General features: G+C 63.9%; 18 protein-coding genes and 1 other RNA gene. 8 read left to right on the top strand and 11 right to left on the bottom strand.

All coding sequences use genetic code 11. The annotated features are described in order from the left end of the window. Positions 1-103: 103 nt before the first annotated feature. From AC3WVQ_RS11245 to AC3WVQ_RS11235, 3 genes are all read right to left on the bottom strand, one after another. Positions 104-2,569: an ATP-dependent helicase gene (locus AC3WVQ_RS11245; protein ID WP_034792560.1), complete on the bottom strand. Its 2,466-nt coding sequence runs from the start codon at positions 2,567-2,569 to the stop codon at positions 104-106. A 133-nt stretch (positions 2,570-2,702) separates the two neighbouring features. After that, positions 2,703-3,110 (bottom strand): carboxymuconolactone decarboxylase family protein, encoded by a 408-nt coding sequence (locus tag AC3WVQ_RS11240; protein ID WP_034792561.1) that lies wholly within the window; start codon positions 3,108-3,110, stop codon positions 2,703-2,705. 124 nt (positions 3,111-3,234) lie between these two features. Then, positions 3,235-3,879, bottom strand: coding sequence for a hypothetical protein (locus AC3WVQ_RS11235; protein WP_090294305.1), 645 nt, complete (start codon positions 3,877-3,879; stop codon positions 3,235-3,237). Between the two features lie 345 nt (positions 3,880-4,224). Here AC3WVQ_RS11235 and AC3WVQ_RS11230 point away from each other — a divergent pair, with 345 nt between their 5' ends. Beyond that, positions 4,225-4,539 (top strand): EthD family reductase, encoded by a 315-nt coding sequence (locus AC3WVQ_RS11230; protein WP_034792570.1) that lies wholly within the window; start codon positions 4,225-4,227, stop codon positions 4,537-4,539. Positions 4,540-4,690: 151 nt separating this feature from the next. On the opposite strand, the gene AC3WVQ_RS11225 is transcribed toward AC3WVQ_RS11230, so the two are convergent. After that, positions 4,691-5,512 (bottom strand): cyclase family protein, encoded by an 822-nt coding sequence (locus tag AC3WVQ_RS11225; protein WP_034792573.1) that lies wholly within the window; start codon positions 5,510-5,512, stop codon positions 4,691-4,693. 317 nt (positions 5,513-5,829) lie between these two features. On the opposite strand from AC3WVQ_RS11225, the gene AC3WVQ_RS11220 reads away from it, so the two are divergent. After that, positions 5,830-7,011, top strand: a complete 1,182-nt coding sequence (locus tag AC3WVQ_RS11220) for an efflux RND transporter periplasmic adaptor subunit (protein ID WP_060582713.1) — start codon at positions 5,830-5,832, stop codon at positions 7,009-7,011. Between the two features lie 59 nt (positions 7,012-7,070). Continuing rightward, positions 7,071-10,181, top strand: coding sequence for an efflux RND transporter permease subunit (locus AC3WVQ_RS11215; RefSeq protein ID WP_060516170.1), 3,111 nt, complete (start codon positions 7,071-7,073; stop codon positions 10,179-10,181). A gap of 27 nt (positions 10,182-10,208) precedes the next feature. Here AC3WVQ_RS11215 and AC3WVQ_RS11210 read toward each other — a convergent pair whose 3' ends face one another. Together AC3WVQ_RS11210 and AC3WVQ_RS11205 are read right to left on the bottom strand one after the other, a co-directional pair. Further along, a complete protein-coding gene (locus tag AC3WVQ_RS11210) occupies positions 10,209-10,640 on the bottom strand; it encodes an anthrone oxygenase family protein (RefSeq protein ID WP_034792578.1) in 432 nt (143 codons plus the stop codon). A gap of 191 nt (positions 10,641-10,831) precedes the next feature. Next, positions 10,832-11,092, bottom strand: a complete 261-nt coding sequence (locus AC3WVQ_RS11205) for a hypothetical protein (protein ID WP_492382724.1) — start codon at positions 11,090-11,092, stop codon at positions 10,832-10,834. A 315-nt stretch (positions 11,093-11,407) separates the two neighbouring features. On the opposite strand from AC3WVQ_RS11205, the gene AC3WVQ_RS11200 reads away from it, so the two are divergent. The 3 genes from AC3WVQ_RS11200 (at position 11,408) to AC3WVQ_RS11190 (ending at position 18,588) form a co-directional block, all read left to right on the top strand. Continuing rightward, positions 11,408-12,814 carry an FAD-binding oxidoreductase gene (locus AC3WVQ_RS11200; protein WP_162731974.1) on the top strand — a complete coding sequence of 469 codons (1,407 nt, stop codon included), beginning with the start codon at positions 11,408-11,410 and terminating at the stop codon, positions 12,812-12,814. Positions 12,815-13,070: 256 nt separating this feature from the next. Then, the gene (locus AC3WVQ_RS11195) at positions 13,071-16,787 is read left to right on the top strand and encodes an AsmA family protein (protein ID WP_492382924.1); all 3,717 of its coding nucleotides are present in this window, start codon (positions 13,071-13,073) and stop codon (positions 16,785-16,787) included. Positions 16,788-17,253: 466 nt separating this feature from the next. Beyond that, positions 17,254-18,588 (top strand): TadE/TadG family type IV pilus assembly protein, encoded by a 1,335-nt coding sequence (locus tag AC3WVQ_RS11190; protein ID WP_060515958.1) that lies wholly within the window; start codon positions 17,254-17,256, stop codon positions 18,586-18,588. 74 nt (positions 18,589-18,662) lie between these two features. Here AC3WVQ_RS11190 and AC3WVQ_RS11185 read toward each other — a convergent pair whose 3' ends face one another. The 5 genes from AC3WVQ_RS11185 to ssrA all read right to left on the bottom strand — a co-directional run bounded on the left by AC3WVQ_RS11185 (position 18,663) and on the right by ssrA (position 21,386). After that, positions 18,663-19,451 (bottom strand): hypothetical protein, encoded by a 789-nt coding sequence (locus AC3WVQ_RS11185; RefSeq protein ID WP_034792592.1) that lies wholly within the window; start codon positions 19,449-19,451, stop codon positions 18,663-18,665. Positions 19,452-19,826: 375 nt separating this feature from the next. Beyond that, on the bottom strand, positions 19,827-20,063 hold the full coding sequence (locus AC3WVQ_RS11180; RefSeq protein ID WP_034792594.1) for a ribbon-helix-helix domain-containing protein: 237 nt from the start codon (positions 20,061-20,063) through the stop codon (positions 19,827-19,829). 88 nt (positions 20,064-20,151) lie between these two features. Continuing rightward, a complete protein-coding gene (locus tag AC3WVQ_RS11175; protein ID WP_034792596.1) occupies positions 20,152-20,358 on the bottom strand; it encodes a DUF4169 family protein in 207 nt (68 codons plus the stop codon). Positions 20,359-20,376: 18 nt separating this feature from the next. Continuing rightward, the gene (locus AC3WVQ_RS11170) at positions 20,377-20,889 is read right to left on the bottom strand and encodes an SspB family protein (protein ID WP_090294299.1); all 513 of its coding nucleotides are present in this window, start codon (positions 20,887-20,889) and stop codon (positions 20,377-20,379) included. Between the two features lie 138 nt (positions 20,890-21,027). After that, positions 21,028-21,386: a transfer-messenger RNA gene (ssrA, locus tag AC3WVQ_RS11165) on the bottom strand. A gap of 146 nt (positions 21,387-21,532) precedes the next feature. Here ssrA and AC3WVQ_RS11160 point away from each other — a divergent pair. Together AC3WVQ_RS11160 and AC3WVQ_RS11155 are read left to right on the top strand one after the other, a co-directional pair. Continuing rightward, a complete protein-coding gene (locus AC3WVQ_RS11160) occupies positions 21,533-21,841 on the top strand; it encodes a DUF2853 family protein (RefSeq protein WP_034792600.1) in 309 nt (102 codons plus the stop codon). A 99-nt stretch (positions 21,842-21,940) separates the two neighbouring features. Then, the gene (locus AC3WVQ_RS11155; RefSeq protein ID WP_060515960.1) at positions 21,941-22,735 is read left to right on the top strand and encodes a thymidylate synthase; all 795 of its coding nucleotides are present in this window, start codon (positions 21,941-21,943) and stop codon (positions 22,733-22,735) included. Positions 22,736-22,879 lie beyond the last annotated feature (144 nt).

Below are 22,879 nucleotides of genomic sequence, written 5' to 3'. Positions count from 1 at the left end.
CGAGAATTGTGCCCGCAATATTATTGCACTTCGCCGGTTGGCGCCATGAGATCGATGGTTGTGCAGTCCATAGGGAGTGCACGTGAGGAGGGCTTCGACCTCCTCACGCCTTCTCCACAAATCCATCCAGCACCCGCTTCTGGCCGGCGCGGTCGAAGTCGATGGTGAGCTTGTTGCCTTCGATGGCGGCGATGTTGCCGTTGCCGAACTTCATGTGGAAGACGCGGTCGCCGACCGAGAAACGCGAGGGTTCGGTGGCCGTCGATTTCGCCACCAGCTCGCCGTCGATCGTGCGGCCGCGCGGGCCGCTTTCGCCGTAGCCGATGCGCTCGACCGCATGGCCGGAGCGGGTGCCCCAGTTGTCGCGGGTGGCGTCGGAGCGGTGCTGCTGGGCGCGCTTCCAGCCGGGCGTGGAGTAGTTGTTCTGGAAGGGATCAGCCTTGTCGAAGCGCGACTGGCCGTAGCCGCCACGACCATAGCCGCCATAGGATTGTTCATTCTCGGCCACGTCCACATGGGCGAGCGGCAGCTCCTCGAGGAAGCGTGACGGCATGGTCGACTGCCAGAGGCCGTGGATGCGGCGGTTGGAGACGAACCAGATGTGGCAGCGATGCTTGGCGCGGGTGATGCCGACATAGGCGAGGCGCCGTTCTTCCTCAAGGCCGGAGCGGCCGCCCTCATCAAGCGCGCGCTGGTGCGGGAACAGGCCTTCCTCCCAGCCGGGCAGGAAGACGGTATCGAACTCCAGGCCCTTGGCCGAGTGCAGCGTCATGATCGAGACGGCATCGAGGTTCTCGTTCTGCTCGGCATCCATGACCAGAGCGACGTGTTCGAGGAAGCCGCGCAGGCTCTCGAAGGCTTCCATCGAGCGGATGAGTTCCTTCAGGTTTTCCAGCCGTCCGGGGGCTTCCGCCGTCTTGTCGTTCTGCCACATGGCCGTATAGCCGCTCTCGTCGAGGATCTGCTCGGCAAGCTCGGTGTGCACGGTCGTTTCAAGCAGGCTCTGCCAGCGGCGGAAATCGGTGACGACGTCGAACAGTGCCTTGCGCGCCTTCGGCTTCAGCTCGTCGGTCTCGATGATCTCGGAGGCCGCCGCCAGCATCGGGATGTCGCGGGCGCGGGCATAGTCGTGCAGCGTGCGCACGGTGGTGTCGCCAAGACCGCGCTTCGGCGTGTTGACGATGCGCTCGAAGGCCAGATCGTCGGCCGGCTGGCAGACGAGGCGGAAATAGGCCATGGCATCGCGGATTTCGAGGCGCTCGTAGAAGCGCGGGCCGCCGATGACGCGGTAGTTGAGGCCGAGCGTGACGAAGCGGTCTTCGAATTCGCGCATCTGGAACGAGGCGCGCACAAGGATCGCCATGTCGTTGAGCTTGTGGCTCTTGCGCTGCAACTGCTCGATCTCTTCGCCGACGGCGCGGGCTTCCTCTTCGGAATCCCAGGCGGCGTGCACCTGCACCTTCTCATCATCCGGATCGGTGCGGTCGGTAAAGAGCGTCTTGCCGAGGCGGCCCTCGTTGTGGGCGATCAGGTGACCGGCAGCGCCCAGAATGTGCTCGGTCGAGCGGTAGTTGCGCTCAAGCTTGATCACCTTGGCGCCCGGGAAATCCTTTTCGAAGCGCAGGATATTGTCCACTTCCGCGCCGCGCCAGCCATAGATCGACTGGTCGTCGTCGCCCACGCAGCAGACGTTCTGCGGTACGCCCTTGGGGCGCTGGGCAAGCAGCCGCAGCCACATGTACTGCGCCGTGTTGGTGTCCTGGTACTCGTCGACGAGAATGTAGCGGAACTTGTCGTGATAGTCCTTCAGCACATCCGCATGCATGCGGAAGATGCGGATCGGGTGCAAAAGAAGATCGCCGAAGTCGCAGGCGTTCAGCGTCAAGAGCCGGTTCTGGTAGGCAGCATAGAGTTCGCGGCCCTTGCCGTTGGCAAAGGCGCGGGCGTCTCCCTCGGGGATCTGGGCGGGATCGAGGCCCTTGTTCTTCCAGCCGTCGATCATGCCGGCAAACTGCTTGGCCGGCCAGCGCTTGTCGTCGATGCCTTCGGCCTGGATGAGCTGCTTGATCAGCCGCACCACGTCATCTGTGTCGAGAATGGTGAAATCGGAACGCAGGCCGACGAGCTCGGCGTGGCGGCGCAGCAGCTTGACGCCGATCGAGTGGAAGGTGCCGAGCCAGGGCATGCCTTCGACCGCATGGCCGACGAGCACGCCGATGCGCTCCTTCATCTCGCGTGCCGCCTTGTTGGTGAAGGTCACCGCCAGGATCTGCGAGGGAAAGGCGCGGTTGGTCGAAAGGATATGGGCGATGCGGGTCGTCAGCACCCGGGTCTTGCCGGTGCCGGCGCCGGCAAGCACGAGCACGGGGCCATCGAGCGTCTCGACCGCTTCGGACTGTTCCGGGTTGAGGCCGGAGAGATAGTCCGGGCGCGGCTGGGCGCGATCGCGCGCCGCCATGGCGCGCGCGGCGATGCCGCCCGTTGCCGGAATACCTGCGGGGGCGGGCTGCTGCTTGCGCGGCGCCGGCTCCTCGTCGAAGAAGGGAATATCGTCGAAACCACTCATCATGCGGCTCAATGTAGTGATTCGGTGGGGAAAGGCCAGAAAGGATGTTCTTCTTTTATTCCGTTTTCTGCGCCAGCCGCACCAAGCCTGTGGAAAGACAGGCGATTTCGAGACCGCTTATTCTTGGTCGCGCGGTCTATTCTTTTGTCTTGTCGAAGGCGGTATCCACAGGCACCTGCAGCGCCGTCGCCAACTGGTTGGTGCGTGCGGCAAGCGAGATCACCCTGAGCAGGTCCGCATGCTCGGCGTCGGTCATGCCTTTCGCCCTTGCCGCCGCCGTATGGGAATGGGCGCAGTAGCCGCAGCCATTGGTGACGGAGACGGCGATATAGAGCATCTCCTTGACCAGCGGATCGAGCGCCGAGGGCGTTGCCATCACCGCCTTCACGTCGCGCCAGGTCTGTTCCAGGAGCTCCGGATCGAAGGCGAGCCACAGCCACATATTGTTGATGAAGTCGGATTTGCGGGTGGTGCGAATGTCGTCGAACACGGCTTTGACACGCGGATCGGCTTCCGGGTTCTGAGGCGGGGATACGGTGCTCATGGGGCTCCTTCGCTGTTGTTCTCGGCGGTTGTGTGCGGGCCGGCCGGTCGCCTGAAGCGGTGACGATAGCCGACGTCGCGGCGATTGCCAGCGCTGCGTTTTGGGGAAGCCGTCGCCGATGCGTTCAGTTGGGGATTTCGTTGCAGGGCTGATTGTTCGAGCCGAAGGGTCCGGTCGTAAACAGCACGCCCTTGCTCGAGCCCTGATAGGCGTTGCCGTTCTGCGTGACGATGAAGACCCTGCGGCCGCAAAAGCCCGTCGGCTGCGCGGCAACCACGCGCGTCTGGCCACTGGCGTCAGTGACGGTCTTGGGGTTGCAGGCGCCATAGGGCGTGTCGGCCATGCGAACGGTTGCCGTCGAGCTGCGGCTGAGCGGCGCGGAACTGCCGGGTGGGTATGTGCCCGAAGCCGTGCCTGCAGCGGCCACGGTCGATTGCGTGATCTGAAAATCTGCCGTGCTGTCGTCGTAGCGGCACCGCTTGATGGCCCAGATCCAGACGGCAATGTCGCGCACACCGCTCTCGGGGTCTTCGGCCGAAGCCGCGATGGTGAGCGGCGCCAGGTCGGGAACACTTCGGCGGCGGTTGCAGCAGCTGCTGTCGTTGAAGACCGGGTCGGGATTGCCATGGTCATCCAGGATGCCGGTGATCTCGAGTTTCGTGGTCGGGCCGGTCTTGTCGTCCGCCTGGACAGTCACGGTCTGACACCCCGCAAGAAGCAGGCCCATGGAGACGAGCGCAAATGTCAGGCAAAATGCATGCGGCCCCATGACGACCCCCGCCATTGTCCGTACCGCTGCCCAAGATACTCCCGAAGACTTTTGCCCGCAAACAAGCGCCTTCCTTTGCCGCGCTCGATCAACCCCGCGGCATCGTTGCCGTCCACAAACGATGCGCGTCCTTCAGCACCTTCCTCTGTCGCTATCGCAACCTCGTCGAACGCTTCGTCAGCACTCAGGCACTTCCGTGCCGTCGTCACCGGCTTCGACAAGCACAGCGAAAACGACCTTGCTCTCGTCAAACTCGCTTCAGCCAAAACCTGGTTGTGCTCTATAGGTCGGTGACCTAGAAGAAGCCTCGAACGCTCGGAGCGGCGTTCAGGCAGGAGCCCGACCATGATCAAGATGAGCGTCTACTATCCGGCCGATGGCGGCTCGAAGTTCGATCACGACTACTACCGCACCCGCCACATGCCACTGATCCAGGAACGGCTCGGCGATGCCTGCCTGCGCTACGAGATCGATAAGGGCCTTGCGGGTCGCGAGCCTGGAAGCGCGCCGGGGTTCGTCGCGGCGTGCCACGTCTACTCGCCGAGCCTCGAGACATTCCAGGAGGCGTTAGGTCCCCACCGCGCCGAGATTGCCGCGGATGTCGCCAACTATACGGACATCGCGCCCATCGTGCAGATCAGCGAAGTCGTTGGAGGGTAGGGTGCTTTGGCGCACCATGACCCATGGTGGCGCAGCCGGTGCGGAACCGGTTGACGGTCGGGGACATGTGGTTGCCGTCGAAGCGTAAACGACCTTGCTCTCGTCAGTCTAGCTTCAGCCAAAACCTGGTTGTGCTCTATAGGTCGGTGACCTAGGCCAGCGCGAAGACGCGGGCCGGGCCGCCGGTGCCGCCGCGGTGCTTCGGTGCGCCGAGGATGAGGGTTGCGCCCTTGACCGGCAGCTTGTCGAGATTGGCTGCTGCCTCCAGCCCCCAGCGACCCTCCGGCAGCCAGGCGTAATGCGTGGCGAAATCGGGCGAGGGGCCATGGTCGAGCGACAGCGTATCGACGGCGATACCGGCTGCCTTGCTTTCCTCGATCAGATATTTGGCCGCCTCGACGTGGAAGCCGGGGAAATGCAGCTTGCCGCCGCCATCGGCATTGCGGAACTTGTCCGTGCCCAGATGCGCGCCCCAGCCCGACAGCATGGCGACGCAGGCGTTTTCCGGGATCTCGCCATTGGCGGCGACCCAGGCCTTGAGGTCGTCGGGCGTCACCTGCGCATCGGCATCGGCCTCAGCCTTCTTTCTGATATCGACAATCACCAGCGGCACCACCAGCTTGTCGACGGGCAGTTCGGCGACCGAGAGGCCATCGGCGGAAAAGTGCAGGGGCGCGTCGACATGGGTGCCGGTGTGTTCGTTCACCCGGAGCTCGAACATGTTGAACTTGTCTTTTGCGTAGTTGAACTTCTCCTCGCGGAAGAACTGCTGCTGGCCGAAGAAGGTCGGGAAATCTTCGTGCAACTCGTGGGTCAGGTCGGTGACGCTTGAATGCCCCTGCGCCAGCGCCGGCGGGGCCGCGCCCACGCTTGCGGCGGCAAGACCCGCGGTTCCGACCGCGGCGGCTTTGAAGAAGCTGCGGCGCGAGAGCATGCGCTCTTTCACCGTTTCCATAACACAGGCATCGCACATCGACTTCTCTCCCCCAAGAGGCCTGAAGACAGGCGCAAAGCCGGCCGAAACACGCTGCCGGCGGTTGCAGGATAGCGCAGTGTCGGCGGCTGTAAACGGTAATTCTCTAGTGAATTTCTGGACAAAGCTGCGAGGCGTCGAGCGAAGCCCCCGTGCGTCATCATCCCGCCAACAAATTCGCTTTTATTACAATTGCGTAATGATGGTATTCTGTCGTTGCCCCGACACGCGCGAACAGGGATACTCCGCGCACAATCGGAACGAACCGCCGGCCGCGCCGCGCTGGGGCGTGTTTTATGTTTAATTCGGAGACTTGAATGCGGGTTTGGAAACAGCTTGCGGTGAGCGCCGCTGTGCTTCTCGTGGGCGCAGCCGTCTGGGTGCGTTTTGTGCCTGGTGCTGGTGAAACGCTGGCGGCGATTGGTGTTTCGCATCCGCTGATTGATGCCTTGTCCAAGCCGGGCGCCGGTGGCGGCGAGGGCGGCGAACGCGGCAATGGCCGCGGGCAGGGCGGCAACAACGCCATTCTCGTCATGGTCCGGCCTTCGGGCACGTCTGTTGTCAACGACCGGCTGAACGCGATCGGCAACGGCGAGGCGATCCATTCCGTCACCGTGACGCCGACGGCAACCGGCAACCTCACCGAAATCCTCGTGCGCTCCGGCGAAAAGGTGTCGCAGGGTCAGGTCATTGCCAAGCTCGACAGCGACGACCAGAAGATTGCTGCCGACCAGGCGAGGCTGACACGTGACAGCGCACGCGAAAAGGTCGAGCGCTACCGCAACCTGAGCACCGCCCGCGCGGTGACAGCCGTGGACGTGCGTGACGCCGAAATCGCCATGCAGACCGCCGAGCTGGCGCTGAAGACCGCAGAGCTCGACCTCAAGCGCCGCGACATCGTGGCGCCGTCGAAGGGCGTCGTCGGCATCATCACCGTCAATGTCGGCGACTACGTCACGACCACGACGCCGATTGCCGTCGTCGACGACCGCTCGGAAATCCTCGTCGATTTCTGGGTGCCCGAGCGCTTCGCCAACAAGATCTTCGTCGGCCAGCCCGTCACCGCCTTCGCCATCGCCCAGCCGGGCAACCAGCTCGACGGTGCGATCCACGCGATCGACAACCGCCTCGATCAGGCGAGCCGGACGCTGCGCGTGCGCGCACGGCTTGAAAACCCCGACGACAAGCTGAGGGCGGGCATGTCCTTCTCGGTCACCGTGGCCTTTGACGGCGACACCTATCCGACGGTCGATCCGCTGGCGATCCAGTGGAGTTCGGAAGGCTCCTATATCTGGCGCGTCTCCAGCGACAAGAGCGAGAAGGTGCCGGTGAAGATCATTCAGCGCAACCCGGACAAGGTGCTGGTGGACGCCGCACTGTCGGAAGGCGACGAGATCGTCACCGAAGGCGTGCAGCGCCTGCGCGACGGCGGCGCCGTGCGCATCGCCGGCCGCGAGAACAAGCAGGAACCGCAGAAGGTTGCGGAGGAAACCAAGTGAGCGGCGGCGACAGTCAGGCAAGCGGCCATGGTGCCGGCCAAGGCAGCGCCGGCGGCCAGATGTCGGCCCGCGAACGCGGCAAGACCGGCTTTACGGCACTCTTCATCCGCCGGCCGATTTTCGCGCTGGTGGTCAACACGCTGATCGTCGTTGCCGGCCTTGCGGCCTGGAACGGCATCGAGATCCGCGAACTGCCGCAGGTCGACCAGCCGGTCATCTCGGTGACGACGACGCTCGATGGTGCCGCACCCGAGACGATGGACCGCGAAGTAACGTCGGTCGTCGAAGGGGCGGTCTCGCGCGTGCAGGGCATCCGCGACATTTCCTCGACCTCGTCCTTCGGCCGCAGCCGCGTGACGCTGCAGTTCTCCGACACGACCGATATCGGCCAGGCTTCCAACGACATTCGCGACGCGCTCGGCCGGGTGCGCAACCAGCTTCCCGACAATGTCGACGAGCCGAGCATCGTGAAAGCCGATGCCGACAGCCAGCCGATCATGCGGCTGGCGCTGACCTCCGATACGATGTCGATGGAAGACATGACGCTGCTCGTCGAAAACGAGATCAGCGACCGGCTCGCCGCCGTTGAAGGCGTGGCCGACGTTGCCGTCTATGGCGACCAGGAGAAGATCTTCCGCATCGACCTCGACCAGGCGAAGCTCGCCGGGCGCGGGGTAACGGTCGCCAACCTCAGGACCGCGCTTGCCAACGCCTCCTACGACGTGCCGGCCGGCAAGCTGACGAGCGCCAGCCAGGACATTTCGGTGCGCGCCACGGCCGACCTGCAGACGCCGGAGCAGTTCGAAAACCTGATCCTCGTCAACAATGTGCGCCTGCGCGACGTGGCGACCGTCACGCTCGGTCCCGACACCGGCACGACGGCGCTGCGCTCCAACGGCCGCCAGGGCATCGGCCTTGGCATCGTGCGCCAGGCGCAGTCCAACACCGTCGATATCTCCGAGGGCGTGCGCAAGGTCGTCGAGACGATCCAGACGCAGATCCTGCCCGAGGGCACGCAGCTCCGCATTACCAGCGATGACGCCGTCTTCATCAACGGCGCTATCCACGAGGTGGAAATCGCGCTGATCGTCGCGGTCTTCATTGTGACGCTGGTCATCTACATGTTCCTGCTCGACTGGCGGGCGACGCTGATCCCGACGATCTCGATGCCGATCGCGCTGATCGGCACGGTGGCGGCGATCTATCTCGCGGGCTTCTCGATCAACATCCTGACGCTGCTCGCGATCGTGCTTGCGACCGGGCTTGTCGTCGACGACGCCATCGTGGTGCTCGAAAACATCGTGCGAAGGCGCGCCGAGGGGCTTGGACCACGCGCGGCGGCCGTTCACGGCACGCTCGAAGTGTTCTTCGCGGTGCTGGCGACGACCGCGACGCTTGCCGCCGTCTTTGTGCCGCTCTCGTTCCTTCCGGGCCAGACCGGCGGTCTCTTCCGCGAGTTCGGCTTCGTGCTTGCCTTCGCGATCCTCCTGTCCTCCTTCGTGTCGCTGACGCTTTGCCCGATGCTCGCCTCGCGCATGCTGACGAAGGATACGCATACGGTGCCGGGGCCGATGGCGCGGTTCGGTGCGCGGGCGGCCGGGTTCTACCGGGTGACGCTGCGCGCCTGCCTCAACTCGCCGCTGATCGTCTTCGTCGTCGCGGGCTTCTTCACCGCCATGGGGGCTGCCGGCTTCCTGACGCTGAAATCGGAGCTGACGCCGACGGAAGACCGCTCGCAGATCATGATGCGCATCAACGCGCCGCAGGGCGTTTCGCTCGAATACGCCCAGGCCCAGATGCGCCGCATCGAGGACGGTTTGCAGCCGTTGGTGAAATCCGGCGAGATCGACAACATCTTCTCGATCTCCGGGCAGGGCGGTTCGGTCAACAGCGGCTTCATGGTGCTGACGCTCGCTCCCTGGGACAAGCGTGACCGCACCCAGCAGGAGATCGTCACCGACATCAACAAGGTGACCGGGCGCATCCCCTCGGTTCGCGTCTTTGCCATGCAACCGAACAGTCTCGGCATTCGCGGCGCCGGCAGCGGCCTGCAGGTGGCGCTCGTCGGCAACGACTACAACAAGCTCGGTGATGCCGCGGCAAAGCTGGTGCGCCAGATGGAAGACACCGGCCGCTTCGAAAACGTCCGCCTCAACTACGAGGCCAACCAGGCGCAGCTTTCGATCACCATCGACCGCGAGCGCGCCTCCGACATGGGTGTCGATATCGGCGGCCTTGCCTGGGCGCTGCAGGCCATGCTCGACGGCAACAGCGTCGTCGACGTCTATGTCGACGGCGAATCCTATCCGGTGAAGCTTCTGTCCTCGACCAACCCGGTCAACGACCCGACCGATCTGCAGAACATTTTCCTCAAGGCCGGTGACGGCAAGATCGTGCCGATGTCGACGATCGCCAGCGTCGAGGAGATGGCGGTGGCGCCGCAGCTGTCGCGGGAATCGCAGCTTCGCGCCGTTTCGCTTTCGGCCGGCCTCAAGTCCGATCTGGCGCTCGGCGAGGCACTGACCATGGTCGAGCAGATGGCAGAGCCGCTTCTGCCGCCGGGCTCACGGATCATGCCGCTTGCCGAAGCCGCAACGCTCAACGAAAACGCCAACGGCCTCTTCGTCACCTTCGGCTTCGCGCTCGTCATCATCTTCCTGGTGCTGGCGGCCCAGTTCGAAAGCTTCGTCAGCGGCCTGATCATCATGTCGACGGTGCCGCTGGGGCTTGCCTGCGCGGTCTTTGCGATGATCATGACCGGCAACACGCTGAACATCTACAGCCAGATCGGCCTCGTGATGCTTGTCGGTATCATGGCGAAGAACGGCATCCTCATCGTCGAATTCGCCAACCAGCTGCGCGACCGCGGCCAGGACGTGCGCTCGGCGATCGAGAATGCCGCCAACATCCGCCTGCGCCCTGTCATGATGACGATGATCGCCACCATCGTCGGCGCGGTGCCGCTGGTGCTTGCCAGCGGCGCGGGCGCCGAGGCGCGCATCGCGCTGGGCTGGGTGCTCGTCGGCGGTCTCGGTCTTGCGGTGATCGTCACCCTCTACCTGACGCCGGTCGCCTATCTGGTGATCGCACGCTTCACCAAGCCGCATGCGGACGAGGAGCGCAAGCTGCACGAGGAAATGGATGCGGCGGCAGCGCTGGAGGTGCGCTAGGCGGAACGGCCGTCGCGCGACGGCTTATTATTCGAGCCCGGCGGCAACGAGAAAGATCGCTGCCGCCAGCCCGCCGAGCGCGCTGCGCCCCGCGTGAAGCCTGCCCCAGAGACCGAGGAGATCTCGGCTTTCCGGGCCGGCGTCGTCCGGCCGGACTGCCTCCAGCTGGCGATTGACCGGCATCACGAAGAGCAGCGTATAGGGCCAGTTCAGGATGATGATCGCGGCCCCCAGCCCCCACAGCACATGGCCGGTCTGTCCCCAGGCACCGGCGCCGAACAGGCCCGAGACGAGCGCGAGCGTCGCCTGCATCTCGAAGCCGCGCCGATAGGACGGCACCCACTGCACGAGTGCGGCGCGATCATCGAGATGCAGCCGTGCGGGCTGTTCTGCCCAGGTGATGTAGATGGCGGCGCCGAAGAAAACCGACGCGGTGAGCAAAGCGGTTAGACCCAGCATTTGCCTCTCCTTCCTTCACGCCTCCATCATAATCCAAGGCTCACGAAACGGCAGGTGTTTTCTGCCGTTTCGCTCTCATACGTAGCAGTACCGGAGTTCGGTCGGTCTGAGGCGTGACTTTTGCCAGCAGCAAATGTGGTGCGACGCGGCTTGCCCGTTTGCAAGGCCCTCTGTCTACGGGCCCGCCCGCCCTATGTGCCGTCACGCCGCACGGCCAGCGCCGTCGCGCAGAGCACGACCTCCACCTCTTCTTCGAGTTCGAGGCAGATCTGCCGGTACTCGTCAGCGAGATCCGGGCGGCCGCCGCCCAACACGAGTGCGTCCCGCATGTTGACCGCGAGTTCATAACTGCAGAACAGCTCAATCATGCAATCTGACGATGCCGACGCGATGCTGCCCCTCAAGTGCGGCAACCGCATCATCGGTCGCTTTCTGCCGATCTCTCCAAGCACGTCACACGTCCTTCCGCTCGGCCTTTATACGCAAGGACTTCCCGAGCGGATCACCGCGCGGCGCGGTGTGGAGATGACATTTCGGCAAACGGGGACATATCGTGTCGGCTTTTCAGCGTTGGTGTTTTCCACGCTGTCATACAGTCTTGTGACACTCCGGTCTCACGTCAGGCGTTTTCCTGCGCTACTGTGACCGGGAAGTGCGCGAGCGTCTGGACAAAGTGATTCCGATTTGCACAGTAGCGCCTTGAAATGACTGCGCTTCCCGAACATCGAAAAGGCGGCGTGGCGAATGCAAGAGGAAGGGCGTTTTCCGTGGCATTGAAGGCGATCAGGGCTGGCGCGAGAAACGAGGCGGGGATTGCGGCGGCGAAGGCGGACCTTTCCGCCCGCTTCGGCGACCGGTTCCAGACGGGCGAGGCGATCCGCGCCCAGCATGCCCACACCACCACCTATATTCCGGCACAGCTTCCCGACGGCGTGCTGTTTGCCGAAAGCGCCGGGGACGTGCGCGAGATCGTCCAGATCGCCGCTCGACACAAGGTGCCTCTGATCCCGTTCGGCACCGGCTCTTCGCTCGAAGGTCATATCAACGCGCCCCATGGCGGCATCTCGGTCGATCTCTCGCGTATGAACAAGGTGCTCGAGGTCAATGCCGAGGACCTCGACTGCCGCGTCGAGCCGGGCATCACCCGCGAGGAGCTCAACACCTACCTGCGCGACACCGGCCTGTTCTTCCCGATCGATCCCGGCGCCAACGCCTCGATCGGCGGCATGGCCTCGACGCGGGCGTCGGGCACCAATGCGGTGCGCTACGGCACGATGAAAGACAATGTGCTGGCGCTGACGGTGGTGACCGCTGACGGGCGCGAGATCCGCACGGCGCATCGGGCGCGCAAGTCGTCTGCCGGCTACGACCTGACGCGGCTTTTCGTCGGGGCCGAAGGCACGCTCGGCATCATCACCTCGATTACGCTCAGGCTGCAGGGTATTCCGGAGGTCATTTCCGGCGGCGTCTGCCCGTTCCCGACGATCGAGGACGCCTGCAACGCGGTGATCCTCACCATCCAGTCGGGCATTCCGGTCGCGCGCATCGAACTGCTCGATGCGCTGCAGATGAAGGCCTGCAACGGCTATTCCGGCCTTTCCTATCAGGAGACGCCGACGCTCTTCGTCGAATTCCACGGCAGCCCCGAGAGTGTCGAATTACAGGCGCGCCAGTTTGGCGAGATCGCTTCGGAGTTCGGGGCCAGCGACTTCCTCTGGACCACCAATCCGGAGGAGCGGGCGCGGCTCTGGAAGGCGCGGCACAATGCCTATTGGGCGCAAAAAAGCCTGATCCCGGGCGCGGCGATCCTGTCGACCGATGTCTGCGTGCCGATCTCGCGGCTGGCGGAATGCGTGGCGGCAACGCAGGAAGATAGCGCCGCCCACGGGCTGACGGCGCCGATCGTCGGCCATGCCGGCGACGGAAACTTTCATGTCGGCTTGCTGTTTGACGACAAGGATCCGGCGGACGTGGCGCGGGCCGAGGCCTTTGTCGAGCGGCTGAACGCGCGGGCGCTCGCCATGGACGGCACCTGCACCGGCGAGCACGGCATCGGCCAGGGCAAGATGCCGTTCCTTGAGGCCGAACTCGGCGACGCGCTCGATCTGATGCGCCAGATCAAGCACTCGCTTGATCCGGACAATATCTTCAACCCGGGCAAGATTTTCGCTTGAGGAGAGATACGCGCGGCGGGCCGTTTTTTGGGACAATGCGCCGGCGACAAAGTGTGATACTGCATAATTCTCAAAGTCGGAATCGACCCCTCGGGAATTATGCGGCAAATCAAAGATGCTACGGCGCCATCAACGGCGCTGCAGCCGGGCGCCGGTTTCTGGCGCTTAAATCGATTTGCGGCGCGGATGCGCCGATGAACGGAATGGGAATATAGGCACGGTGCTTTCGCGAATTCTTCTTGCCGTCGGCGGACTTGTGGTCGTTGCGCTCTTTGCGGCGCTGATCGCCCCGTGGTTCATCGACTGGACGGGTTTCCGCAAGGAGTTCGAGCGCGAGGCAAGCCGCATCATGGGCAAGCCCGTCGTCGTGCATGGCAGCGTCGATGCGCGGCTGATCCCATTCCCAACCGTGACGCTCAACGACGTGCGCGTCGGCGCCGCCGAGGACGGCGACCCGCTGATCCAGGTGGCGCAGTTCTCGATGAGCGCCGAGCTTGCGCCGTTCCTGAGCGGCGAGGCATTGATCTTCGACATGAAGCTCGATCGTCCGCGGGCCAAGGTGCGCCTGTTGCCCGACGGTACGCTCGACTGGGCGAGGGGCCGCCGGGCCTCGATCCCGGCCAAGACCGTCGTGCTTGAAAACGTCGAGATCACCAATGGCCAGGTCGAATTCGTCGACGAGCAGACCGGCCGCACCCGCCGCGTGAGCGGACTTGCCGCAGACATTTCGGCCCGCACGCTCGCCGGGCCCTGGAAGGTTGAGGGGCGCGCCGCGCTCGATGGCGAAGCCGGCAGTTTCTCCTTTACCAGCAACGAAGTGGACGAGGCGGGTACGCTCAGCCTGAAGGCGCGGGTAACGCCCGACAAGCGTCCCTTCGGCGTCGAGACCGACGGTTCGCTGCGCATCGTCGATTTCAGGCCGGTCTATAGCGGCCGCTTCACGCTGACGGAGAACCGCCCGCACGCCGAGACGAAGGATGCGGATGGGCGGGCGCCGCTGCGCATAAACGGCAACTTCCAGCTGACCAACGAGAGCATCCGCGTCCCGGAATATCGCTTCGAAATCGGCCCGTCGGATGATCCCTATGTGGTCACCGGCGAGGCAACGCTCGATACCGGCAAGGACCAGAAGTTCCTGCTGATCGCCGACGGCCAGCAGATCGACGTCAGCCGCATCGGCCCGAGCCGCAACAACAAGACCGGCCGCGATCCGGCGATCTCGATGCGCCAGCGGCTCGAAGCCATGCTGGCGATCGCCGGCGAAATTCCCATCCCGCAGGTGCCCGGCCGCGCCAGCCTGAAGCTGCCGGCGATCGTCGTCGGCGATACGACGGTCCGCGACGTGCGGATCGACGTACAGCCCGATGGCGCCGGCTGGGTGATCGACAATGTCGTGGCGCTGCTGCCGGGGCGCACGCAGCTCGAAGCCAAGGGGCGGCTGAACCTCAAGGGACAGCGCACTTTCCGCGGCGACCTTCTGCTGGCCTCCAACCAGCCTTCCGGCCTTGCCAACTGGCTGGCGGGCTCGGTCGATCCGGCGATCCGCAAGCTGAGGACCGCCGGCTTTTCCGCCAAGGTGAACCTCACCGATACATTGCAGCAGTTCGAGAACCTCGAAGTGGCGGCCGACGAGGCGAGCCTCAAGGGGCGGCTGGAGCGACAGTCCTTCGCCGACCAGCAGCCGAACCTTTCGCTGCAGCTGAAGGGTAATCGCATCGACTTCGAAGCCTTGCAGGCGCTGACCGGGCTGGTGGCGGGCGACGCTTCCACCGACACCTTGCTGCAGCACGCGATTGCCGCCGATCTTTCGGCTGACGAGTTTTCCGCCTTCGGCGAGCAAGCGCAGGACGTGCAGGCGGTGCTGACGCTGAAGAACGGCCAGCTCCAGGCCGAACGCGTGGCGATCGGCTCGCTCGCCGGCGCACAGCTCGCCTTTTCCGGCCGGGCCAGCGGCGACCTCGAAAAGCCCGTCGTCTCGGCCAAGATGAAGCTTGCCGCCAAGAACCTGACGCCGTTCCTGGAAATGATCGGCCGCCACGCGGTCAATCATCCAGCGCTCCGGCAGTTGATCAAGGCCGGTCCCTATTACAGCGACACGGCCTTCGACGTGACGCTGACGGCCGGCAACAAGGAAGGCAACGCGCCCGCGACCTTCGGCATCTTCGGGACCGCGAACGGTACCAAGATCGCCGCCAGCTACCAGGCGCCCGACATGGCGCAGGCGCTGACCGGCAAGGCCATGCTTTTGGAAGCGACGCTCGAAAATCCCGAGACGCGGCTCCTGCTCGGCCAGACGGGTTTCGATCCCTTGCCCTTCGATGCGGATGCCAACGGCATTCTCTCCGTCAAGCTGCAAAGCACCGACGGACCGACGGCGAACGGCACGGTGACCTTTACGACCGAGAAGACGTCGCTCGCCGCCAAGGGCAGCGTCGATCTTTCCCGCGATCATTTCCTCGAAGGTCAGGCGAAGGTGACGCTGCAGACCCAGGACCTGGAGCCCTATCTTCTGCTCCAGGGCGTGGCCTTGCCGCAGATGGGCAGCGGCCTGCCGCTGACCGTCTCTGCCGATATCGCGACGACGCCCGAAACAATTGCGCTGACCACTGTCGAGGGCAAGGCCGACCACAACGGCTTTACCGGCAATCTGACGATCGACCGCAAGACACCGGGGGCGGCCAGCGGACAGCTGACGCTCGACGCGCTCGATCTCGCCTGGCTCGGCGAGGGCGTCCTCGGACCGATCGAGGATACGAACGGGGCCTTCTCGAAGGGGGCTCTGGCGCAGCCTGCCTGGACCGGGCTCAACGTGGCGCTGGACGTGCAGGCGCAGAAATTCTGGCCGGGCGTCTATGGCGCGGTCACGAGCTTTGCCGGCAAGATGGAATGGAAGGGCGACGAGGTCGCGCTGACCGATGCGGCCGGCGACTGGCTGGGCGGCAAGCTCGCCGGGCGGGTGCAGATCGGCAATGCCAATGGCTCGGGCTTCCTGCGCTCGCGCCTGGACGTCAAGGGCGGCGACCTTGCCCAGGCGGGCTGGGCCCATGCGGGCACGCCGGTCGCGACCGGGACTTTCGATCTTTCGGTAGCACTTGAGGCATCGGGTGCAACGCCCGAGGCGATGGCGCATTCGGCAAGCGGCTCGGGTACCACGACCTTCAACGGCATGACGCTCGCCGGCATCAACAGCGCAGCTCTGCCGCAGTTGATCGCGGCAGCCGATGCGCTGAAGACGCAGATCTCGGCGGACGCGATCAGAAGTGCGGCGGAGGCGACGATCTTCTCGGGTCAATCGCTGGTCGGCGTCGTCAAGGCACCCTTCAGCATCGCCGGCGGGGTGCTCCGGGCGCAGAACGTGACGGCTGGCGACGGCAATGCCGCGATGACCGGCGAGGCTTCGCTGGACCTTGCGGCGGGCCGGATCGACGCCGGCATCGATCTGACTTTCCGGCCGGGTGACGAGGCGCTTGCCGGTGCCGAGCCGCGTGTGCGCATCGGCTATGCCGGCCTGCTGGAAGCACCGGGCGTCGATCTCAACGTTGCCGATCTCGCGAACTTCCTGTCGCTTCGCGCCTTCGAGCGCGAGCGCCGGCGGGTCGAGATCCTGCAGGCGAACGTGCTGGAGAAGCAGCGTCTGCGCCGCGAACTTGCGCTTTACAAGGCGCGGGCGGAGGCAAGAGAACTGGAGCGCAAACGCGCCGTTGCCGAGGAACGCCGGCGCGCAGCCGGCGCTGCCGAGGCCGCCCGCCTCAAGGCGGAAGCAGATGCGCGAGCAGAGGCCGAGCGCAAGGCCGAAGCGGAGCGACAGGCGGAAGCCGCGCGTCGGGCGGCAGAGGCAGCGCGCAGCGCCGGACAGGGCCAGCCGATCCCGCAGACGGGACCGACCCCCCAGACCGTACCGGACGGTGCCACCGGCACCCCTCCCGGACAGAGGCTCAACTTCGACGTCCTGCCCGACGTTACCGTACAGTAGCCGGCGACTATGCCGGAGCACGACGCTCCCTGGCTTTCGGGGCCGGAGATGCGCTTCCAATTTCGCATCCGGCCATGATCCCATCCTTGGCTTGTGCCCCCTGAAGAGCGTCGCGATCTTTCAGCTTCGCTCTCTGCGCTTTTGATTTTTCGCATGTCGATATCCCAAGACCGCTGCGCGCTTTTGCGCGACATGCTCTGGCTTCAGATTTTGAACGTACCTTTATCGGGCGGCATTCTCTTGGTTTCCGGCGCATCGTGGCGCGCGAACGGGATCGGCAGAGTTTTAACGAATTCTGAAGCACATCCTCCACTATTGATCGCTAAATTAGCAATTTGCGTTGGATGGGGCAGGGGGTGCGGCTTGCGGGCCGCGTCTTTAATCGGCGCATGGGAAGGACGACGTCGATCGCTCCGGATTGACCCGAGCGGCGCGTCGCCGTCTGCTGAGGGGGCAACGATCAGAGATGCGCTACAATTTGAGGAAGAGAGCCGCCCGTATCTTTGCGGACGAGCGCGGCAACTTTACCGTTCTGACCGCGCTGATAGCGGTGCCGTTGTTGAGTGCCGCGTCGATCGCCATCAACCTGGCGCGGATCAATCTCGAGGCCGCGAAGATGCAGACGGCGCTCGATGCCGCTGCCTTCTCGGCGGTCAAATCCTACGGCGAGGGCGAGACCGAGGCCAGTGCCAGGGATCTCGCCAACAACGTCTTCTTTGCGAATTTCGGCCAGCCGGAGATCGTCGATCAGCTCGGCCCGGAGAGCGGTGTGGCGGTGGCGGCCACGCCGGTGCAGATCGCCTTCGGCGCCGCCGGCGTCGAGACCACGGCGACCGCGGCCTACGCGCTGAAATACAATCCGCTCTTCTTCGGGCTGCAGCCCTATACGATCGACCGGGAAAGTGTTGCCGCGCGCATGCCCGGGAGAGAGGCCTGCATTCTGGCGCTGCACCCGACGGCGAGCCGGGCCTTCGAGGTCAGCGGCGGGGCGAGCGTCGACACATCCGGCTGTACGATCACGTCGAACTCGACCGACGCGCAGTCGATCTACCTCAGCGGCTCGGCCACGCTCAAGGCCGAGTGTCTCTACGCCGCCGGCAAGGTGTCCGCGACGCTCGCCAACCTGCAGCTTGCCTGTGGCAAGGCGGTAGAGGAGGTGACGCCAATTGCCGACCCCTTCCGGTCGAAGAAGATGCCGACCACGGCAGGCTGGGTGAGCCTTGCTGGCTGCGGGCAGAATTTCGTCGGCGGCGGTGGCGGCAACGGCGACTGCAACGGCACCGGCAAGACGCCGAACAACGCGCCCGACACCTACCGCGTCGAGCTGAAGCCTGGCACCTATGGCGATCTCGAAATCAAGGGCAAGGTTCTTCTGAGACCCGGCAACTACATCATCGACGGCGGTAGCCTGAAGTTCACCAGCCAGTCGGTGGTGAGCGCCGAAGGGGTAACCTTCTTCCTCCTGAACGGCGCCCAGCTCGACATTCACGGCGGGGCGACCTTCCAGGTCAGCGCGCCGACGACCGGCGACTGGGCCGGCTTCTCGATCGTCGCCGGGCGCAACAACACGGCCAGCGCCACCATCAACGGCAACAGCGCCTCGTCGCTCGCCGGCATCATCTACATGCCGGCGTCGCGCGAGATCCAGTATGCTGGCAACGGATCGACCGGCGGTGAATGCGTGCGCATCGTCGCCCAGGAAATCACCATGATCGGCAACAGCAGCTTCAAGCTGGATTGCAAGGCGGTGCTGGCCAACACCACGATCAACAACCCCGGCGCGATCCGGCTGGTGCGATAATGACGGACGCGTCTTGCCTCCGGCCGTTGGGCCGGCGGCGTGATCGCTTGCCGGTGTCCAGGCGCGCCTTGCCTTCAGAAGCGGATGGACAGTCCGAGGATTGGACCTTGCTGGACCACGTCGAAGATGAAGCCGTCATTGTCGTAGTTGACGCCCAGCGCACGATAACCGGCGATCGCCGAGATCGTGTCGTTGAAACGGTAGCCGAGGCCAAGGCCGACGTCCCAGTCGATGTCGGCGCCGCCGGCGCCGACCAGGCCCCAGCCGGTCAGGTAGATCTCCGGGGTGAAGAAGTAGTTGCCGCGCACGCCCACCATGCCGTCGACCCAAGTCTTGCGGTCATCGCGGCTGATACCGTCGAGCGGGCCGCCCTGAAAGGATATGGTGGTGTTGACCGACCAGATCCTGGCGCCGCCGACCACGTCGAGATGCGAGTTCTGATCCTCAAACACCGTGTAACCGACGCCGATGAGGCCGGCGAAGGTCTCCGATTCCACATCGACCGTATCGGTGAAGACGCCGCGCGCTTTGCCGTCGCCGGAGAGCTTCGTATAGATCAAGTCACCAAAGACGCTGAAGCGGTCCTTGCGCGCTTCGACGGTGGCCATGGCGGCGAAGTCGAGATTGCTCCAGATGTCGCTGAAGCTGGAGTCGATGTGAACGGTCGGGAGCCCGAATTGCGCTGTGTCGCCGGAGAGGCCCGCCATCCAGAAATAGGGCGCGAAGGTGAATTGCCAGCCGCTCTCGGTTTCTTCCACGGGGGCCGCGGGCGCCATCAGCGGCGTGATGTCGGCCGCGTGGGTCGGCAGGGCGAACAACAGGCCAAGGCAGGCCGTGAGGCCCAGTCGTGTAGGGATACTCATGAAACGCCTCCCGCTTGAGACAATCCCTGAAACGAGAGACGGGCCCGTCTGGAATTGCGCACTACAGACTCTCGAACACAAGGGCAGCGGAAAGTCGCCGCCTCCCGATGTGGGTATTGTTATATAAGTTTATTCGAATACAACTGTTTTGGCCCGAAACGGCGAAGCGGGACATGCCAAATGCCGCGCGCTGTTGCATCGGCCACACAGTTGCCTTGGATCCGCCAATGCCTGTCGCCCGACACTGTACAGCGCTCGTGCGGCAACGGCGTGAGAACAAGGGCTCAAGGTCTCGCGACTAGCCCTTTGATGTGAAAGGCCTTGGGCGAGTTCTGGCCGCGAATTCTGGCCGTGCTGGCCATCGACGGCGGGAGCTCAGGTCTCGTCGGGCAAGAGCGTCGAGCGTTGCGATTTCAGCCATTCGAGCACATGGACGCGCAGTGCCGAGGAGAGGTTGCTGTCAGGCGTGCGCTGGTCGTCGATTTCGGCGATCAGCTGGGCAAGCGGCACCGCCCGCGTTTCGGCGATCGTCTTCAGTTCCTGCCAGAAGGCGTCTTCGAGCGAGAAGCTGGTGCGGTGGCCGTGGAGCGTTGCGGAATGCTTACGGATCATCGCCCGGCCTTAGAGACTGATTCAAGGAATTGGCATTTCGAGTCCGGAAGCTGCCGCAAGTCCTTGCTCCGGAATCACTTTTGCGGGCTCAGTCCTTGTCGACGTCGCCTTCGGCAGGGCGCTCGATGCGGCCCTGGTCAAGGCGGGTCTCCGCCTTGTCGTTCAGCGCTTTCGTCAGGGATTTCTCGGCCTTGGTGCGGCCGAAGGAGATGCGGTTCTGCTCGGCCTGCTTGTCCTTTTCCGTGCGCTCGCGACGCTTGCGGAACTGGCGCAGATTGACGACGTCTCCGGTCATGAGCCGCGGCTCCTCGGATCAGTTCTTCTTGCGAAAGGAATCGAGCGAGACGACGGAGCCGCCGCCATTCTTCGGCTCGGTGGGCTTGTCGTCCTTGGCCGAGGTCTCGGCATTGTCTTCCGGAACGGGATAGGCGGTGATCTCCGCCGATTCCTGTTCTTCTTCCTCGCCGGCCGCCACGTCGAACTCCAGTTCGAAATTGACCGACGGGTCGTAGAAGCCACGGATGGCGTTGAACGGGATCACCAGCCGTTCGGGCGTGTCGGAGAAGGAGAGGCCGATTTCGAAGCCGATTTCGGTGACTTTCAGCTCCCAGAACTGGTGCTGGACCACGATGGTCATCTGTTCGGGATACTTGGCTTTCAGGTGCTGCGAGATGCGCACGCCCGGCGCGCCGGTCAGAAAGGTGATGAAGAAGTGATGCTCTCCCGGCAAGTGACCGGTGGTGGCAACCTCCGTCAGGACCTTTCGGATGACGCTGCGCAGTGCGTCCTGTGCCAGAATGTCGTAGCGGATGTGGTCCTGGCCCATGAGCGTCCCGTCTTTCCTCGAACTCAATCTACTGTCTGCTGCCGGCTTGGAGGTCAAGCCGTCAGCTTTTCATTGCCCGTCTGAAGCAGACGAGTCAATTATTCAAGCATCTATAGACCATTTCGAAGCGGGGGAGAAGGTGAAGGCTTCTGTTGCCAGGTGCCTTCGGACCCCGCCTTACGGTGCTACCCGGAAGGACTTGATTTGAAGTGTCGCACCGCGATTAAGCAGCGAGACGTGCTTCAGCATAGTTGTCGTTTGCAACTATAAGTTTAGCCCGATAACGGTGGTACAATGCCGAGCAAAAAGTCGATCTTTACGCCCTTGTCGATCCTATTTCGCCCCCATCAAAAGCCGATCGATTCTGATCGGTTTTTGGTGGAGGCGCCGGGTACCGCCCCCGGGTCCAATGGGTTTATTTCATCGCCCGTTTATTGCCATAGCCGCCCGAAGACGGCAGAGTTCATATAGGTCTTTCCGGGCCCCAAGAAAAGGGGGATGTGTCGGATATATGACTTTCTCCCGGACTGCCCGGTGCCGAACCGCCTTGACTTGACCGACATCCATGAAAAACTCCCGCTGCTGCCACGCGGCCGGCAATCTCCGGCCGCAGTTTCGAAAAGCAAAGCAAGCTGGAGGCCTCATGACGGACTACCTCGCAGATGTGCAGAAATACGACAGCGGCGCCGACGAAGCGATCGTGAACAAGATCGTGCGTCACCTTGGCATTGCGCTTCGCAACCGGGATTCCTCGCTCGTTTCGGCGTCGGATCCGAAAGAGCTCGAGCGGGTCAAGGAGAAATGGTGCGAGAAGAAGCTCGGCATCAGCGGCGCCGATGCGGACAGCGCGATCGACGCCACCGTCAAGGCGATGTCGGCGGACCGGTCGAAATCGCGCGTCACCTTCTATTATCTGGTGGCCAAGAACCTCGGCAAGCTGCAGACCTTGTAGCTCCCCGCCGAATTATCCGGGATAATCGTCCCGTGGTCATTGGTTCGCCGCCGGCTTCGTCCTAAATTTAGCGAAAGTACGAATCGGCGGCGCCAGATCATGCAGCAATATCTCGACCTTCTCGACCATGTGATGACCAACGGATCCGACCGCGGCGACCGGACGGGAACGGGCACGCGCTCGGTCTTCGGCCACCAGATGCGCTTCGACCTCTCCGAGGGCTTCCCGGTGCTGACGACCAAGAAGCTGCACCTGCGCTCCATCATCCATGAACTGCTGTGGTTCCTGAAGGGCGACACCAATATTCGCTATCTCAAGGAAAACGGCGTCACCATCTGGGACGAATGGGCAGACGAGAACGGCGACCTCGGCCCGGTCTATGGCTACCAGTGGCGCTCCTGGCCGGCGCCGGACGGGCGCCATATCGACCAGATTGCCGGCCTCGTCGAGAGCCTGAAGACCAACCCGAATTCCCGCCGCCACATCGTCTCGGCCTGGAACCCGGCGCTCGTTGACGAGATGGCGCTGCCGCCCTGCCATTGCCTTTTCCAGTTCTACGTCTCCGACGGCAAGCTCTCCTGCCAGCTCTACCAGCGCTCGGCCGACATCTTCCTCGGCGTGCCCTTCAACATCGCTTCCTATGCGCTCTTGACGATGATGGTGGCGCAGGTGACGGGCCTGAAGCCGGGTGATTTCGTGCACACGCTTGGTGACGCGCACATCTACCACAACCATTTCGAGCAGGCCCGGCTGCAGCTCACCCGCACGCCGAAGGCGCTGCCGCGGATGGAAATCAATCCAGACGTGAAAGATCTCTTTTCCTTCCGTTTCGAAGACTTTACGCTCGTCGGCTACGAAGCCGATTCATCCATCAAGGCGCCGATCGCCGTCTGACATATCCTGATGCTGCGGGTGGCCGGTCCGCATTTCTGAATTCTTCTCGATGCCGATGCCGCGCCACCCTTCGGGCGAGGCAGGAGCTTCCGTCGCCCGCACGCGCAGGGGCCGGCAATCCAAGGTGAGGGGCGGCCGGGGAGG

The organism is Ensifer sp. EB106-05-01-XG146, from assembly GCF_058791875.1.
Note: the sequence above shows the minus strand (reverse complement) of the source record. Positions and strands in the feature narration are given on the sequence as shown.